The organism is Shinella zoogloeoides (assembly GCF_022682305.1).
In the GTDB taxonomy this organism is placed as follows: Bacteria; Pseudomonadota; Alphaproteobacteria; order Rhizobiales; family Rhizobiaceae; genus Shinella; species Shinella zoogloeoides_B.
The window spans coordinates 44,687-59,136 of the sequence record NZ_CP093528.1; the positions used below are offsets into that span (position 1 = coordinate 44,687).

Below are 14,450 nucleotides of genomic sequence, written 5' to 3' on the forward strand. Positions count from 1 at the left end.
GGTACGTCAGGCGATCAGGTTACGCTTGAAACGTTCCGGCGGGTGTTCCCGCAGGAACGGCTCATGACCTAGTCTGATACGGAAATGTTAATTTTCTTTACCATTCGCGCCGGCTCCGGCCGGACGAGATCGACCGAGAGCAGGCCGTTCTTCAGCTCCGCGCCCTGAACGCGCATGCCGTCGGCAAGCACGAAGGTGCGCTGGAACTGCCGGGCCGCGATGCCGCGGTAAAGATAGTCCCGCTCGCCGCTGTCGACCTGGCGGCCGCGAATGACGAGCTGGTTCTCCTCGGTCGTCACGTCCAGCTCCTCGTCGGAGAAACCGGCGACGGCGAGCGTGATGCGCAGGCGCTCGGGTGCGCCGGTCTCGCCGTTCGAACGCAGCCGTTCGATATTGTACGGAGGGTAACCGTCATTGCCCTTGGCGATGCGCTCAAGGGTCTTCTCCATGGCGTCGAAACCCAGGAGCAGCGGGCTCGTGAAAGGGGTCATGCGTGTCATCGTCCAGTCCTTGGCTTCAAGCGACTTTGGCGGGACCCGGCTTCGGCATCCCGACGGCTGCAATATGGTGATTGCGGCTGCCCGGCGCAAGACGCTTGCGAAAGGCGGCGTTGCAAATATAGTCCCCGCTTCGCTCGCGCGGCGCGGGCTGGAAACACGAGATTCGAAGGAACGGTAAGGGCATGTCTGAGCCACGGAAAATCATCATCGACACGGATCCCGGCCAGGACGACGCCGCGGCCATCATGCTGGCGCTCGGCAGCCCCGAACTCGAAATCCTCGGCATCACCACCGTCGCCGGCAACGTGCCGCTGTCGCGCACGTCCACCAATGCCCGCATCATCCTGGAGTTCTGTTCCCGGCCGGAGGTGAAGGTCTTCGCCGGCGCCGACAGGCCGATCGCCCGTCCTCTGGTGACGGCCGAACACGTTCACGGCAAGACCGGCCTCGACGGCCCGGAGCTGCACGAGCCGCAAATGCCCCTTCAGCCGCAGCATGCCGTCGATTTCATCGTCGAGACACTGCGGCGCGAACCCGCCGGCACGGTGACGCTCTGCACGCTCGGCCCGCTGACGAACATCGCGCTCGCACTGGAGAAGGCGCCGGATATCGCCGGCCGCGTGCGCGAGCTGGTCATGATGGGTGGCGGCTTCTTCGAGGGCGGCAACATCACGCCGGCCGCCGAATTCAATATCTATGTCGATCCGGAGGCGGCCGCTGCGGTCTTCGCGGCGGGTATCCCCATCGTCATGATGCCGCTCGACGTCACCCACAAGGTCCTGACGCTGAAGACCCGTGTCGAGAAGCTGCGCGCGCTCGGCAATCGCCCGGCGCTCGCGCTGGTCGCGATGCTGGAATTCTTCGAGCGCTTCGATGTCGAGAAATACGGCTCCGACGGCGGCCCGCTGCACGACCCGACGGTCATCGCCTATCTCCTGAAGCCGGAGCTTTTCGGCGGCCGCGACTGCAATGTCGAGATCGAGACCGCATCGCCGCTGACCGCCGGCATGACCGTCGTCGACTGGTGGCGGGTGACGGACCGCAAGCCGAATGCGCGCGTCGTGAAGGATGTCGACGCGGACGGTTTCTTCGCGCTGCTGACCGAGCGCATCGGCCGCCTCTGATGCGCGGCCTCCGCAGTGCCGGTTCGGACGTGGAGGCCCGTTTCCACACGGAGATGCTGGGCCTTTACGAGCGCTTTGCCGAACTCGGCTTCCGCCCGGCCCTCCTTCGGCGTTGCGTCACCCTCAACGGTGGCGTGGCGGCGGCCCGGGAGCTTGTCTTCAATCCCGGCACTACCGGCCTCGAGCGCCTGATCGATGCCCGCAAGACGGAGCTTTCGATGGAAGCCCTGATGCTGCGTCCCGAATATCGGGGCCTCTTCTCCGATCTGGAACTGAAGGAAGCCGCGCGGCGTCTTGCCAACGCTGCTCCCTCCCGTTCCCGTGGCCGATTGCAGGCGCAACCGACGGAGCGCAAGTAGCGCGCCGTGCAGGCTGGAGGGCCGATGACCATCCCCGCAAACGAAAAGGGCCGGCGTTTCCGCCGGCCCTTCGCTTTTCTGCTGACCCGTTAGGCTCAGAACTCTTCCCAGTCGTCCTGGGCGAGCGCCGTGTTGCCGGAAACCTGCGGGATGGCGCGGGCCGTTGTGCGCGGAGCCTGATAGGCGGAGCGCTGCGGCTGGGCCGGCATGCGGACCTGCTGCGTGGGCTGGTGTGCGGCCGCTGCGCCGGCGCGGAAGCGCGAGACGAGCGATTTCAGCGTCTGGGCTTCGTCGTTCAGCGTCATCGAGGCGGCGGTGGTTTCCTCCACCATCGCGGCGTTCTGCTGCGTCACCTGGTCCATCTGGTTGACGGCGGCGTTGATCTCCTTGAGGCCGACGGCCTGTTCGGAAGCCGAGGACGAGATCTGGCGGATGAGGCCGTTGATCTGGATGACCTGCTCGGCGATGTTCTCCAGCGCGCTGCCCGCCTTGCCGACGAGATCGACGCCGTCGCGAACCTGCGTTTCCGAGGTGTTGATCAGCGTCTTGATCTCCTTGGCGGCGTTTGCCGACCGCTGGGCGAGTTCACGCACTTCCTGTGCCACGACAGCAAAGCCCTTGCCGGCTTCCCCGGCGCGTGCCGCTTCCACACCCGCATTGAGGGCGAGGAGGTTGGTCTGGAAGGCGATGTCGTCGATCACGCCGATGATGTTGGAGATCTCGCGCGAGGAGTGCTCGATGCCGTGCATGGCGGCAATCGCCTTCTGCACGACCTCGCCGGACTTGCTGGCGTCGTTGCTGGCCGTTTCCACGGACTTGGCGGCGACGCGGGCATTGTCGGCGCTGGAATTGACCTGCGAGGTCAGCTCGTCGAGCGCCGCGGCGGTCTCTTCCAGGCTGGCGGCCTGCTGCTCGGTGCGGTGCGACAGGTCGGCCGCGCCCTTGGAGATTTCGCCGGTGCCGCCGCCGATATTGCCGACCGAGGCGTTGACCGTCTGGATCGTCTCCTCGAGGCTGGCGATGGCCGAGTTGAAGTCGGTCTTCAGCTTGCCGTATTCGCCCGGGAAGTCGCCGGACAGGCGGAAAGTCAGGTTGCCGGAGGAAAGCTGGGCGAGGCCGTCGCCGAGGCGGGCGACGATATCGCGCTGCAGCGCGCTCGATTCCGCGCGTTCTGCTTCCGAGCGGCTGCGCTCGACCTCGGTGAGCTGGCGCTGGTTCGTCGCTTCCGCCTCGAGGCGCTTGGTGTCGGCGAGCTGGTGGCGGAAGCCTTCCAGGGCCTTGGCGACGGCGCCGGTCTCGTCCGAGCGGTCCTGGCCGGCGATAGGCTGGGTATAGACGCCCTTGCCGAGCATGGTGACATCGTTGACGAGGCCGGTGAGCGGCTTCTGCACGAAGAAGCGGACGGCGAAATAGAGACCGGCCAGAACGGTTCCGAGCACGATCAGTCCGCCGATGATCATCATGGTGGTCTGCTCGTTGACCGGCGCATTGATCGCGGCGCGCGGCACGTCGACCAGAACGGCCCAGGTCGTGTTGACGTCCGGCAGAGCGAAGGGATAGACGACGCGGTCGAAAGTGGCCAGCTCGTCGAAGGAAAGGTTCTCGATGCGGGCCGGCTTGCCGGTGGCGAGCGCCTGCTGGACGAGTTCGGCGCCCTGGCCGTCATAGACCTTCATCAGAAGCTCTTCGGTCGGAGCGACGATCCAGTTACCGGTCTGCGACACGAGGAGGACACGGCCTTCGCCGAAGGGGCGAAGCTGGCTGAGCTTTTCGTAGAGCGCCTTCAGCGAGACGTCGACGCCGGTCACGCCGATGCGCTTGCCGCCGGAGACGACCGGATAGGCGATGGAGGCCATGGTGAAGTTCTCACCCGTGGAGGTTTCCTTGTAGGGCTGCGTCATCGCGCCCTTGCCGCTGGTTGCCGCCAGCGCGTACCACTCGGCCTTGTAGTCGGGTTCGAAGGTGGAGAGTGCGATGGAGCCGTCCTTGCGCTTCGTCCAGTAGGGGTCGAACGAACCGTCCTTGAAGGTGCCGGTCGCCAGATCCTCGGGCAACTCGCGCGACTTGCCGTCGAAGGCGTTCGGCTCTTCGGCGAACCAGCTACCGAGCGCGAAGGTGTTCTTTTCCGCATTCGCCTTGATGATGTCGACGACTTCCTTGCGGTCGAAATGCCCGCCCGCATGGCCCTGCTCGATCACGCCGGCCATGGAGCGCGCGGCGCTCGCAAGCTGGCCGATGTCGGTGGCGATATCGGCGGCGATGGATTTCGCCTCGGTATCGGCCCCGGAATAGACGAGTTCGGCGACGCGGCCCTGGGTCTGGCCGATGAGAACGGTGTTGGAGGCGAGCATCACCAGGGCGATCGTGCCGCCGGTGACCACGATGAGCTTTGTCGCGAGCGACTTGGCCTTGAACTTGAACATGAAATCCTCACCATGAGAGACGCCCGCGGCTGGGGGGCCGCGAAGAGGCACATTCGTTTTTGGAAGTCTCCATCATGGAGGGCGGGGCGCGTGACCAGCGCCAGAGACGGCCGCGCCCTTTAAGGCGCGGTGTCTGAGGACTTCAGTAACCGATAGAATCTTAATAAATAGCAAGCTCTGCCGTCGCCCATGGGCGCAACCGGCTGAATTTTCGGGCGTCGCGACGAGCGCGGCGCCCGGACGCCCCGTCCTAGAGTTCGGCGTCTACGGCGGAGGCGAAGGGGATGGAGGGCTGTGCGCCCGGCTTGAGGCAGGCGAGCGAGCCGGCGACGGCCGCGCGGCGCAGTGCGTCCTTGAAGGCAAGGCCGGCATCCAGCGAGGCGGCGAGATAGCCGCAGAACGTGTCGCCCGCGCCGACAGTGTCGACCGGCTCGATCTTCAGGCCCGCGGCGCGGAAGACCTCGTTCTTGCGGATGGCGACGACGCCGTCGGCGCCGAGCGTGACGATGATCGTCTGCCCGCTCTCGGCATGGAGGGCGCGCATCGTCGCCTCGCGCTCCTCGTCCGAAAGTTCGCCCTTGCCGACGAAGAGGTCGAATTCCGTCTCGTTGGCGACGAGGATGTCGGCCATTGCGCCGAGCCGCCGCGTGGCGGCGCTGAAGGGGGCGATGTTGACGATGGAAAGGACGCCCTTCTGTTTGGCGGCGACGAGCGCGGCCTCGATGGAGGCGTCGGGAATCTCGAACTGCAGCATCAGGTAGTCGCCGCGCGACATGGCGGCGACGGTGCGTTTCGCATCCTCCTCGCTGACCGTGCCATTGGCGCCCGGCACGACGACGATGACGTTCTCGCCGTCATCCTCGGCGACGAGGATATGGGCGGTTCCGGTGGCTTCGGCGGGCGAGCGCACGCCGTTGAGGTCGACGGCGGCGTCGGCGAGGAGGGCCAGCGCCTGGCTGCCCAGCCGGTCGTCGCCGACGGCGCCGGCCATGCGCACCATGGAGCCGGCGCGGCGGGCGGCAAGCGCCTGGTTGGCGCCCTTGCCGCCGGCGGCGGTGGTGAAGCTGGTGCCCATCACCGTTTCGCCGGGCTTCGGCAGGCGTTCCGGTGTGGCGATGAGGTCCATGTTGATGGAACCGAAGACGGTGATCATGAGAGCTGCCCCTTGTCGTTTCCGCGGACACTGCCCGAGGCGGTCAGTCCTCGTCAACCACCCTCAGCCGTAACTGGCCCGTCCGGCTCTCCGCCGCCTTTTCCTGGGGCTGCGAAAGTGCGGAAACCGTCTCGAATTCCAGGTCGCCGATGCGCGCGCCGCGCCGCGTAAGCTTTTCCGTGGACGTCAGAATCAGGTCCACGTCCTTCTGCGCGGCGGTGAAATGGCCGTGCAGCTTGCGCACCCGGTCGTCGAGCCGCGTCAAATCGTCCATCAGCCGCGTGACCTCGCCCTGAATGACATGCGCCTGCTCGCGCATCCGCTGGTCCTTGAGGAGCGCCTGAAGCACCTGCACCGAAAGCATCAGCAGGGAGGGCGAGACGATGACGATGCGGGCGCGGTGCGCGCGCTGCACCACGGGTTCGAAATTCTCGTGGATGCTGGCGAAGATCGATTCCGAGGGCACGAAGAGGAAGGCGGTGTCCTGCGTCTCGCCGGCAAGGAGGTATTTTTCCGCGATATCCCGGATATGCACCTCCATGTCGCGGCGGAACTGCTGGGCGGCGGCCTTCGCCGCTTCGGACGAGCGCCCGTCCGACATGGCGTTCCACGCCTCCAGCGGGAATTTCGCATCGACGACGAGCGGCGGCTGGCCGTTCGGCATGCGGATGGTGCAGTCCGGTCGCACGCCGTTGGAAAGCTGCGCCTGGAATTGGTAGGCGCCGGGCGGCAGCGCATCGGCGATGATCGTTTCCATGCGCGACTGGCCGAACGCGCCGCGCGTCTGCTTGTTGGAGAGAATGGCTTGAAGCCCGACCACGTCTTTCGCCAGCGACTGGATGTTCGTCTGGGCGTTGTCGATCACCGCCAGCCGCTCCTGCAGCCGGCGCAGGTTCTCGTGTGTCGCCCGCGTCTGTTCGGAGATCGACTGGCCGAGCCGCTGGGTCAATCCGTCGAGCCGCGCATTGATCGCCTGGTTGGTCTCCGATTGCTTGCTGCCGAACACCTCCGCCATGGCGGCGACACGGCCCTGCATCTCCGTCTGCGCCTTCAGGAGTTCGGCAAAGCGCAGCTCCGCCATCGCCGCCGTTTCCCGCTGGCGGATATGGCTGCGCCGTGCGGAAAGCACGCCGAAGACGGTCAGCAGCACGGCCGCGAGCAGCACGAGCGCCGGGCCGGGGCCGCCGAGCCTGTCGAGGAAGGAAGAGACGAGCGTGTCGAAAGCGGGATCGATCATGCCGGGACCATAGCACGGATTGCGGCGAAAACCAGATCATAACGTGAACAAATCGCAGGCGCCGCTGGCGAAGTCGATTGAAAGCGCAAACAAACCGCGCTAAGGAGGCGCATGACCATCAAGCCGCTGATTATCCTTCCCGATCCGATCCTCCGCCAGGTTTCGAAGCCCATCGAGACCATGGACGGCGAGGTGAAGAAGCTCGCCGACGACATGCTGGAAACCATGTACGATGCCCCCGGCATCGGCCTTGCCGCCATCCAGATCGGCGTCGCCCGCCGCATGCTCGTGCTCGATGTTTCCAAGGAGGGCGAGGACAAGAAGCCGCTCGTCTTCATCAATCCGGAAATCGTCGCCTCCTCGGATGCACGTTCGGTCTATGAAGAGGGCTGCCTGTCGATCCCGGATTATTATGCCGAGGTCGAGCGCCCGGCCGGCATTACCGTCAAGCATCTCGATCGCGACGGCAAGGAGCAGGTGACGGAGGCCGATGGCCTGCTCGCGACCTGCCTCCAGCACGAGATCGACCACCTCAACGGCGTGCTGTTCATCGACCACATTTCCAAGCTGAAGCGCGAAATGGTGATCCGCAAGTTCACCAAGGCCGCGAAGATGCGCGGCAGCAAGGCGCTCTGAGGCGGCGTCAGCCGCCCCGCACTCTTTTCACGGAGGCTGACCGATGGCCCTTCGCATCATCTTCATGGGCACGCCGGACTTCTCCGTTGCGACGCTGGAGGCGCTTGCCGAGGCGGGCCACGAGATCGTGGCTGTCTATTCGCAGCCGCCGCGCCCGGCCGGTCGCCGTGGCCTCGAACTGGTGAAGTCGCCGGTGCATCAGGCCGCTGAACGGCGCGGCATCCCCGTCTTCACGCCCGTCAATTTCCGTGAGGAAGCGGACCGTGCAGCCTTCCGCGCCCATGACGCGGATGTCGCGGTCGTCGTCGCCTACGGTCTCTTGCTGCCGGAGGCGATCCTTACCGGCACGCGCCTCGGCTGCTATAACGGCCATGCCTCGCTCCTGCCGCGCTGGCGAGGGGCCGCCCCCATCCAGCGGGCGATCATGGCGGGCGATGCCGAGACCGGCATGATGGTCATGAAGATGGACAAGGGCCTCGATACCGGCCCCGTCGCGCTCACCCGCCGCATGGCCATCGGAGAGAACATGACGGCCGGCGAGTTGCACGACGCCCTGATGTGGGCGGGCGGCGTACTGATGACCGAGGCCATGGGCAAGCTCGAGGCCGGCGACCTGCCGCTGACGCCGCAGGCGGAGGAGGGCGTGCTTTACGCCGCCAAGATCGACAAGGCCGAGACCCGGATCGACTTTTCGAAGCCGGCCACGGATGTGCACAACCATATCCGCGGCCTTTCGCCCTTCCCCGGGGCATGGTTCGAGCTGCCGGTCGCCGGCAAGCCGGAGCGCGTGAAGGTGCTGGCGAGCGGCATCGGCGAAGGACGCGGCAAGCCGGGCGAGGTGTTGGACCACGCTGTCGTGTCGGCTCTTGCCGGTCGCCTGACCGTGGCGTGCGGTGAAGGCGCCGTGGATTTTCTGCGTCTGCAGAAGGCCGGCGGCAAGCTGCTGGACGCGGCGGATTTCCTGCGCGGCACGCCGGTTGCGGCCGGCGAGGTGCTTGCCTGATGCCGCGTTATCGCCTGCGCATCGAATATGACGGCACGCCCTATGTCGGCTGGCAGCGGCAGGAGAACGGTCATTCCGTGCAGGGCGCCATCGAGGCGGCGATCCTGTCGCTGACGGGAGAGACGGTCTCGATCCGCGGGGCGGGGCGCACGGATTCCGGCGTGCACGCCATGGGGCAGGTCGCTCATGCCGATCTTTCGCGCCAGTGGAAGGAACACACGCTGAGGAACGCGCTCAACGCGCATCTCGGCATGGCCGGCGAGCGCGTTGCCATCCTCGACGCGGCCGAAGTGCCGGACGATTTCGACGCCCGCTTTTCGGCGGTGAAGCGGCATTATCTCTACCGCATCATCTCGCGCCGCGCGCCTCTGGCGCTGGAAGCGAACCGCGCCTGGTTCGTCGCCAGGGAGCTGGATCACGAGGCCATGCATGCGGCAGGGCAGGTGCTCGTCGGAAAACACGACTTCACCACCTTCCGCGCCGCCCAGTGCCAGGCGAACAGCCCCGTACGCACCATCGACCGGCTGGAGGTGACGCGCAGCGGCGACCTCATCGAGATGCGCGTCTCGGCGCAGAGCTTCCTGCACAACCAGATCCGCTCCTTCGCCGGCACGTTGAAGCTGGCGGGCGAGGGCAAGTGGACGGTGGCGGACGTGCGCAACGCGCTCGAGGCGCGCGACCGCCAGGCCTGTGGGCCCGTCGCGCCGCCCGACGGGCTGTATTTCATGGCTGCCGATTATTGACCTGAAGTATTTCCAGCAAAAGTGCGGAGCGGTTTTGCGATTCGAGGAAAAGCGGAAACGCTCTAACCGGGCAGGGTGCCGAGAAGGCGCTGCAATTCCTGCCCGATGATCATCGGCGGCAGCACGTAGATGGCGGTCATCGCGGCGGCGAGCAGCGTCTGTTTCCCGACGCACATCCACACAAGGCGGAATTGCAGGATCACGCTCGCGCCGAGGACGGCATAGATGAGCAGGCCGGCAAGCGGCGCGCTTGTGGGCAGAACCAGCGTCAATGCGAACGGCACGGCGAAGGCGTAGCACAGCGGCACGGTGAGCCAGTTGCCCGTGGTGACGACGACGGCAAGATATTTGCCGTAGCCGAGCGGCCGGGCCAGCACTGCAAGAAGTGCGAGCGGCAGCAGCCATCCGATGAAGTCGACAAAGGCGAGCTTGACGAAAAAGTCGGGGCCGACCTGCGTTTCCGCCGGCATGCGGGAAAGATAGTAAAGCCGCCACGACGCCCAGGTGACGGCAAGGGCCGGCAGGCACCAGGCGAAGGCCCAGAAGGAGCGGACAAGGCCGCGCCAGGTCAGGTCCAGCCAGCCGAACCCCTCCTGCTTCTGCTTCAGCAGCAGGTAGATGCCATTGAGGTAGTGCAGGACCTCGTCAAGACCGGGCATCGCCGAACCAGCGCTCGATGAAGGTCTCGTAGATCACCGTCAGCGTCTCGAGGTCTGTGACCGCCACCCGCTCGTCCACCATATGCATGGTCTGGCCGACGAGGCCGAACTCCACGACGGGGCAATAATCCTTGATGAAGCGTGCATCGGAGGTGCCGCCCGTCGTCGAAAGTTTTGGCGCACGGCCGGTAATCGCCTCTACCGCGCCGGACAGCGAGGCGATGAGCTGGTTGTTGCGCGTGAGGAAGACGTGGCTCGGCCGTTCGGCCCATTCGATATCGTAGCGCACGGCGTCGCGGCCGGGGCGGAGCCTTTCGTCCCGCGCGGCGGCATCGAGGCGGCGCACGATCTCGGCCATCACGGTCTCGGCCGTCCAGCTATCGTTGAAGCGGATGTTGAAGCTGGCGCTTGCCCGCGCCGGCACGACATTGGTGGCGCGGTTGCCGGTGTCGATTGTCGTCACTTCGAGGTTCGACGGCTGGAAGCTTTCCGTGCCGGCGTCGAAGGGCGGATGCATCAGTGCGTCGGTCAGCGCGATGACGCCGCGCACGGCATTGTCGGCCAGATGCGGATAGGCGGCGTGGCCCTGCACGCCATGGACGGTGATCGCACCGGAAACGGAGCCGCGCCGGCCGATCTTGATCATATCGCCGAGCTGGTCCGGATTGGTCGGCTCGCCGACGAGGCAGGCGTCCCAGCGCTCGCCGCGTGCCGCCGCCCATTCCAGGAGCTTGATCGTGCCGTTGACGGCCGGGCCTTCCTCGTCGCCGGTGATGAGGAAGGAGAGCGAACCTTTCGGCGGGCCGTTCTTCGCGATATGGCGCGCGACGGCGGCGACGAAGCAGGCGATACCGCCCTTCATGTCGACCGCGCCGCGGCCGAACATCTCGCCGTCGGCAATCTCCGCGCCGAACGGGTCATGCGTCCAGGCGGCCGCGTCGCCGACAGGCACCACGTCCGTATGGCCGGCGAACATCAGGTGCGGACCCTCGGTGCCGATGCGGGCGTAGAGGTTCTCGATATCGGGCATGCCCGGCTCGCGGGCGATCATGCGCTCGACGGTGAAGCCGAGCGGCTCCAGCATGGCGGCAAGCGCCGTCAGCGCGCCGCCCTCGGCGGGCGTCACGGAAGGGCAGCGGATGAGGGTTGCGAGGTTCTCGATCGGATTTGCGGAGATCATGGGCATGCGTCAGGGCACCTGAAAGGGAGGGAATCGAGGTGTAGCCGATCGTTGGGAGGCTGTCACGCGCGGCCGATGCGCGCGCTCAGTCCTTCGGCCGGTCCGGCAGGCGGCCGTAGTCGTTCGGACCGGGCGTGCCGGGCCAGACCATGAAGGCGACGAGCGCGAAGAAGGAAATGGCGGGAATGAAGAGGCAGATGATCAGCGCCAGCGGCAGGTTCATGTCGTGCAGCCGCTTGACCGTCATCATGATGGTGGAGACCGTCGAGACGATTGCGACGCCGAAGAACATGAAGGCCCAGAAAAGGAAGGCGGGATCCTCCTTCGGCAAGGTCATGATGCGGGCGAGCGTCGCCGAGAGCAGCATGAGCCAGAAAGCCCAGCCGAGCGCGAAGGGCGCCCGGCTCAGCCGGCCGGACCAGCCGAAGAAGAGCCAGGTGAGGTTCGGCCTCTGCCCTTCCGCGGCCGCCATGGCTTAGTCCCGCAGCAGTTCGTTGATGCCGGTCTTGGAGCGGGTCTGGGCGTCGACGCGCTTGACGATGACGGCGCAGTAGAGGCCGGGAGCCGGAAGGCCGTTCGGCATGGTCTTGTCGGAAGGCATGGAGCCGGCGACGACGACGGAATAGGGCGGCACCTCGCCATAGGTCACCTCGCCCGTCGCGCGGTCGACGATCTTGGTCGACTTGCCGATGAAGACGCCCATGCCGAGCACGGAGCCCTCGCGCACGATGCAGCCTTCAACGACTTCCGAGCGGGCGCCGATGAAGCAATTGTCCTCGATGATCGTTGGGCCGGCCTGCATCGGCTCCAGAACGCCGCCGATGCCGACGCCGCCGGAAAGGTGCACGTGCTTACCGATCTGCGCGCAGGAGCCGACCGTCGCCCAGGTATCGACCATCGTGCCCTCGCCGACATAGGCGCCGAGATTGACGAAGGAGGGCATCAGGATGGCGTTGGGCGCGATATAGGCCGAGCGGCGCACCACGCAGTTCGGCACGGCGCGGAAGCCGGCCTTCTCGAATTCGTTGACGCTCCAGCCGTCGAACTTGGAGGGCACCTTGTCCCACCAGGCCGATTCGCCGGGGCCGCCCTTGACGATTTCCATCGGGTTGAGGCGGAAGGAGAGGAGCACCGCCTTCTTGAGCCACTGGTTGACCGTCCAGTTGCCGTCCTCGCCACGCTCGGCGACGCGCACCTTGCCGCCATCGAGCAGGTTGAGCGCGGTCTCCACCGCATCGCGCACTTCCCCGCGCGTGGACGTGTTGATGCCGTCCCGTTCCTCGAAGGCGCGGTCGATGGTTTGGGAAAGGGCGGCGAGGTTGGACGTGTTCATCGGAATTCCTTAAACTTCGAGGCTTATTTTCGATTGTCGGGACGCCGGAAGGTCGATTTCATCAATCAGCAAAATGCTCTAGAGCAACTGCCGGGAAAGATGAAGCCCCTTTCCGGCAGATACTGTCGCACGGGCGAAGTGGTAATCCCGTGAGAGTTGAAAGCAGGAAAACGACATGGCGAGACTGAAGAAGAAGAACCTGCGTCGCAAGGATGGCGTGTGGGATCCGTTGGCCGACAGCGCGCAGGACAAGCACCGCGCCGCCGTGGTGCCGCAGACGGCGCAGACGGCCAATCCCGCCTATCGCCTCGCCTATGTCGATGACGACTTCCTCTGCCGCGAGGAGCTTCGCCCGGTACGTCTCCAACTCGAGCTGCTGAAGGTCGAGATGATGCTGGCCGAGCGCGGCATAAAGTCCACCGTCGTCATGTTCGGCGGCGCGCGCATTCCCGCGCCCGGCCAGGAAGCCTGGGCGGCGCGCAACGAGACCCAGCGCGCAAACCTTGAGGCCGCCTCGGTCTATTACGATGAAGCGCGCAAGTTCGCCCGCATGTGTTCGGAGAAGTCGGCCGAGCTGGGCTTCAAGGAATATGTCGTCGTCACGGGTGGCGGGCCGGGCGTCATGGAGGCGGGCAATCGCGGGGCGGCCGATGTCGGCGCGCCGTCGATCGGCCTCAACATCGTGCTGCCGCACGAGCAGGCGCCGAACCCCTATGTCACGCCGGAACTCAGCTTCAACTTCCACTATTTCGCGATCCGCAAGATGCATTTCCTGCTGCGCGCCAAGGCGGTCACGGTGTTTCCCGGCGGCTTCGGCACGCTGGACGAACTGTTCGAGACGGTGACGCTGATGCAGACCGGCCGCATGGCGCTGGTGCCGCTGATCCTCTTCGGCAGGGACTTCTGGCACAAGATCATCGACTTCGACGCGCTCGCCGCCTTCGGCACGATCTCGCCGGGCGATGTCGAGCTGATGCAGTTCGTCGAGACCGCCGACGAGGCCTGGGACATCATCGTGAAATTCTACGAGGCGCTGGAAGCCGAGCACGCCTCGGTCGCCGCGCACGGCTGACCAAAAAAGACGCCCCGGCATGGCCGGGGCGTTCCAGTTGGACGTGCTGCGGGCAATGCTTACTTGTCGCGCCGCTTGCCCATTTCGTCGACGGTGATGAAGCCGTCGCCGTTGCGGTCGCGCTTCTTGAACATCGCGATGGCGGCCGTTTCCATCTCGGCCTTGTTAAGTGTGCCGTTCCTGTCGGCATCGGCGCGTTCGAACATGCGCAGGCCCATGCGGTCCAGGCGCGCCTCGCGAAGCGCTGCCCGGGCGGCGTCCCTTGCCTCGCCCTCGGTCGCCTTGACCGCGCGGAAGGCCTTGCGGGCCTCCCGGAAGGCCTCGCGCTTGGCGTCGACCTCCGCCTTCGTCACCTCCCCGTTCCTGTCCGTGTCGAAGCGCTGGAAAGCCCGGTTGGCGCGGGCGAGCATCTCGCTTTGCGAGACCTTGCCGTCCTTGTCGGTGTCGAGCCGGTTCAGCATGCGTTCGGCGCGCTGTTCACCGCCCTTGCCATGGTGCCACTTGCCTTTGCCGGGACGGGCATCCGCCGTGTCGAGCACGCCGTCCCTGTTGCTGTCGCGGCGCTCGAATATCTTCTCCGCCGAGGCGAGCACTTCGGCTTCGGAAAGTGCGCCGTTCTTGTCGGTATCGGCCTTTTCGAACATCTTGCCGGCACCCGGCAGCATATAGGGGCCACCGGCGCGCAGCGCCTCGCGAGCCTTGCCCTTGTCCGCCTCGGTGGCGTTGCGAACGGCCTTGCGGGCATCCTTGAAGGCTGCGTGGCGCGCCTTGATCTCGTCCTTCGTCACCTGGCCGTTGCCGTCGGCATCGAAGGCCTTGAAGGCGGCGGCGGCATTCGTCTTGAATTCGTCGAGCGAGACCTTGCCGTTCTTGTCGGCGTCGAGGCGCTCGATCATCGCGGCATGGCGCTGGTGGTGCTTGCCCTCGCCCTTGGCGGCGAAAGCGGGCGCACTGGCCCCCGAAAGAAGAAGGCCGGCGGCGACAGCGCCGAGAAGGAGTTCCTTTTTAGCCATGGTCGTTCCTTTCAT

15 protein-coding genes are annotated in these 14,450 nt (G+C 65.9%); 6 read left to right on the top strand and 9 right to left on the bottom strand.

Annotated features, from left to right (window positions below; genetic code table 11):
* Positions 1-68: 68 nt before the first annotated feature.
* Positions 69-500: an Hsp20 family protein gene (locus MOE34_RS00230; RefSeq protein WP_242219745.1), complete on the bottom strand. Its 432-nt coding sequence runs from the start codon at positions 498-500 to the stop codon at positions 69-71.
* Positions 501-682: 182 nt separating this feature from the next.
* Between MOE34_RS00230 and MOE34_RS00235 the strand changes: the two genes are divergently transcribed.
* The gene (locus MOE34_RS00235) at positions 683-1,624 is read left to right on the top strand and encodes a nucleoside hydrolase (protein WP_242219746.1); all 942 of its coding nucleotides are present in this window, start codon (positions 683-685) and stop codon (positions 1,622-1,624) included.
* Positions 1,624-1,983, top strand: coding sequence for a hypothetical protein (locus tag MOE34_RS00240; protein WP_242219748.1), 360 nt, complete (start codon positions 1,624-1,626; stop codon positions 1,981-1,983). Before MOE34_RS00235 ends, MOE34_RS00240 begins: the two co-directional genes overlap by 1 nt.
* A 95-nt stretch (positions 1,984-2,078) precedes the next feature.
* Here MOE34_RS00240 and MOE34_RS00245 read toward each other — a convergent pair whose 3' ends face one another.
* The 3 genes from MOE34_RS00245 to MOE34_RS00255 form a co-directional block, all read right to left on the bottom strand.
* Entirely contained in the window at positions 2,079-4,406 is a 2,328-nt protein-coding gene (locus MOE34_RS00245) for a methyl-accepting chemotaxis protein (protein WP_242219750.1), read from the bottom strand.
* A gap of 250 nt (positions 4,407-4,656) precedes the next feature.
* Positions 4,657-5,559 (bottom strand): ribokinase, encoded by a 903-nt coding sequence (locus tag MOE34_RS00250; protein ID WP_242219752.1) that lies wholly within the window; start codon positions 5,557-5,559, stop codon positions 4,657-4,659.
* Positions 5,560-5,602: 43 nt separating this feature from the next.
* Entirely contained in the window at positions 5,603-6,796 is a 1,194-nt protein-coding gene (locus MOE34_RS00255; RefSeq protein ID WP_242219754.1) for a DNA recombination protein RmuC, read from the bottom strand.
* A gap of 111 nt (positions 6,797-6,907) precedes the next feature.
* On the opposite strand from MOE34_RS00255, the gene def reads away from it, so the two are divergent.
* Genes def through truA form a run of 3 tightly spaced genes read left to right on the top strand, consistent with a single transcriptional unit; the run spans position 6,908 to position 9,178 of the window.
* Positions 6,908-7,432, top strand: coding sequence for a peptide deformylase (gene def, locus MOE34_RS00260; RefSeq protein WP_242219756.1), 525 nt, complete (start codon positions 6,908-6,910; stop codon positions 7,430-7,432).
* Positions 7,433-7,475: 43 nt separating this feature from the next.
* The gene (gene fmt, locus MOE34_RS00265; protein ID WP_242219758.1) at positions 7,476-8,435 is read left to right on the top strand and encodes a methionyl-tRNA formyltransferase; all 960 of its coding nucleotides are present in this window, start codon (positions 7,476-7,478) and stop codon (positions 8,433-8,435) included.
* Entirely contained in the window at positions 8,435-9,178 is a 744-nt protein-coding gene (gene truA / locus MOE34_RS00270; protein WP_242219760.1) for a tRNA pseudouridine(38-40) synthase TruA, read from the top strand. The genes fmt and truA overlap by 1 nt, the downstream gene beginning before the upstream one ends.
* Positions 9,179-9,240: 62 nt before the next feature.
* Here truA and MOE34_RS00275 read toward each other — a convergent pair whose 3' ends face one another.
* From MOE34_RS00275 to dapD, 4 genes are all read right to left on the bottom strand, one after another.
* A complete protein-coding gene (locus MOE34_RS00275) occupies positions 9,241-9,837 on the bottom strand; it encodes a hypothetical protein (protein WP_242219763.1) in 597 nt (198 codons plus the stop codon).
* A complete protein-coding gene (gene dapE / locus MOE34_RS00280; RefSeq protein WP_242224186.1) occupies positions 9,824-11,017 on the bottom strand; it encodes a succinyl-diaminopimelate desuccinylase in 1,194 nt (397 codons plus the stop codon). The genes MOE34_RS00275 and dapE overlap by 14 nt, the downstream gene beginning before the upstream one ends.
* 85 nt (positions 11,018-11,102) lie before the next feature.
* Positions 11,103-11,489 carry a DUF805 domain-containing protein gene (locus MOE34_RS00285; protein WP_242219765.1) on the bottom strand — a complete coding sequence of 129 codons (387 nt, stop codon included), beginning with the start codon at positions 11,487-11,489 and terminating at the stop codon, positions 11,103-11,105.
* A gap of 3 nt (positions 11,490-11,492) precedes the next feature.
* A complete protein-coding gene (gene dapD / locus MOE34_RS00290; RefSeq protein WP_242219767.1) occupies positions 11,493-12,350 on the bottom strand; it encodes a 2,3,4,5-tetrahydropyridine-2,6-dicarboxylate N-succinyltransferase in 858 nt (285 codons plus the stop codon).
* A 175-nt stretch (positions 12,351-12,525) separates the two neighbouring features.
* Between dapD and MOE34_RS00295 the strand changes: the two genes are divergently transcribed.
* Entirely contained in the window at positions 12,526-13,422 is an 897-nt protein-coding gene (locus MOE34_RS00295) for an LOG family protein (protein ID WP_242219769.1), read from the top strand.
* A gap of 59 nt (positions 13,423-13,481) precedes the next feature.
* Here MOE34_RS00295 and MOE34_RS00300 read toward each other — a convergent pair whose 3' ends face one another.
* Positions 13,482-14,435: an EF-hand domain-containing protein gene (locus tag MOE34_RS00300; RefSeq protein ID WP_242219771.1), complete on the bottom strand. Its 954-nt coding sequence runs from the start codon at positions 14,433-14,435 to the stop codon at positions 13,482-13,484.
* Positions 14,436-14,450: the final 15 nt, after the last annotated feature.

What these genes read in the sequence shown, in the direction of transcription:
- MOE34_RS00230 (WP_242219745.1), bottom strand. Translation starts at nt 500, where the DNA reads ATGACACGCATGACCCCTTTCACGAGCCCGCTGCTCCTGGGTTTCGAC.
- MOE34_RS00235 (WP_242219746.1), top strand. Translation starts at nt 683, where the DNA reads ATGTCTGAGCCACGGAAAATCATCATCGACACGGATCCCGGCCAGGAC.
- MOE34_RS00240 (WP_242219748.1), top strand. Translation starts at nt 1,624, where the DNA reads ATGCGCGGCCTCCGCAGTGCCGGTTCGGACGTGGAGGCCCGTTTCCAC.
- MOE34_RS00245 (WP_242219750.1), bottom strand. Translation starts at nt 4,406, where the DNA reads ATGTTCAAGTTCAAGGCCAAGTCGCTCGCGACAAAGCTCATCGTGGTC.
- MOE34_RS00250 (WP_242219752.1), bottom strand. Translation starts at nt 5,559, where the DNA reads ATGATCACCGTCTTCGGTTCCATCAACATGGACCTCATCGCCACACCG.
- MOE34_RS00255 (WP_242219754.1), bottom strand. Translation starts at nt 6,796, where the DNA reads ATGATCGATCCCGCTTTCGACACGCTCGTCTCTTCCTTCCTCGACAGG.
- def (WP_242219756.1), top strand. Translation starts at nt 6,908, where the DNA reads ATGACCATCAAGCCGCTGATTATCCTTCCCGATCCGATCCTCCGCCAG.
- fmt (WP_242219758.1), top strand. Translation starts at nt 7,476, where the DNA reads ATGGCCCTTCGCATCATCTTCATGGGCACGCCGGACTTCTCCGTTGCG.
- truA (WP_242219760.1), top strand. Translation starts at nt 8,435, where the DNA reads ATGCCGCGTTATCGCCTGCGCATCGAATATGACGGCACGCCCTATGTC.
- MOE34_RS00275 (WP_242219763.1), bottom strand. Translation starts at nt 9,837, where the DNA reads ATGCCCGGTCTTGACGAGGTCCTGCACTACCTCAATGGCATCTACCTG.
- dapE (WP_242224186.1), bottom strand. Translation starts at nt 11,017, where the DNA reads ATGATCTCCGCAAATCCGATCGAGAACCTCGCAACCCTCATCCGCTGC.
- MOE34_RS00285 (WP_242219765.1), bottom strand. Translation starts at nt 11,489, where the DNA reads ATGGCGGCCGCGGAAGGGCAGAGGCCGAACCTCACCTGGCTCTTCTTC.
- dapD (WP_242219767.1), bottom strand. Translation starts at nt 12,350, where the DNA reads ATGAACACGTCCAACCTCGCCGCCCTTTCCCAAACCATCGACCGCGCC.
- MOE34_RS00295 (WP_242219769.1), top strand. Translation starts at nt 12,526, where the DNA reads ATGGCGAGACTGAAGAAGAAGAACCTGCGTCGCAAGGATGGCGTGTGG.
- MOE34_RS00300 (WP_242219771.1), bottom strand. Translation starts at nt 14,435, where the DNA reads ATGGCTAAAAAGGAACTCCTTCTCGGCGCTGTCGCCGCCGGCCTTCTT.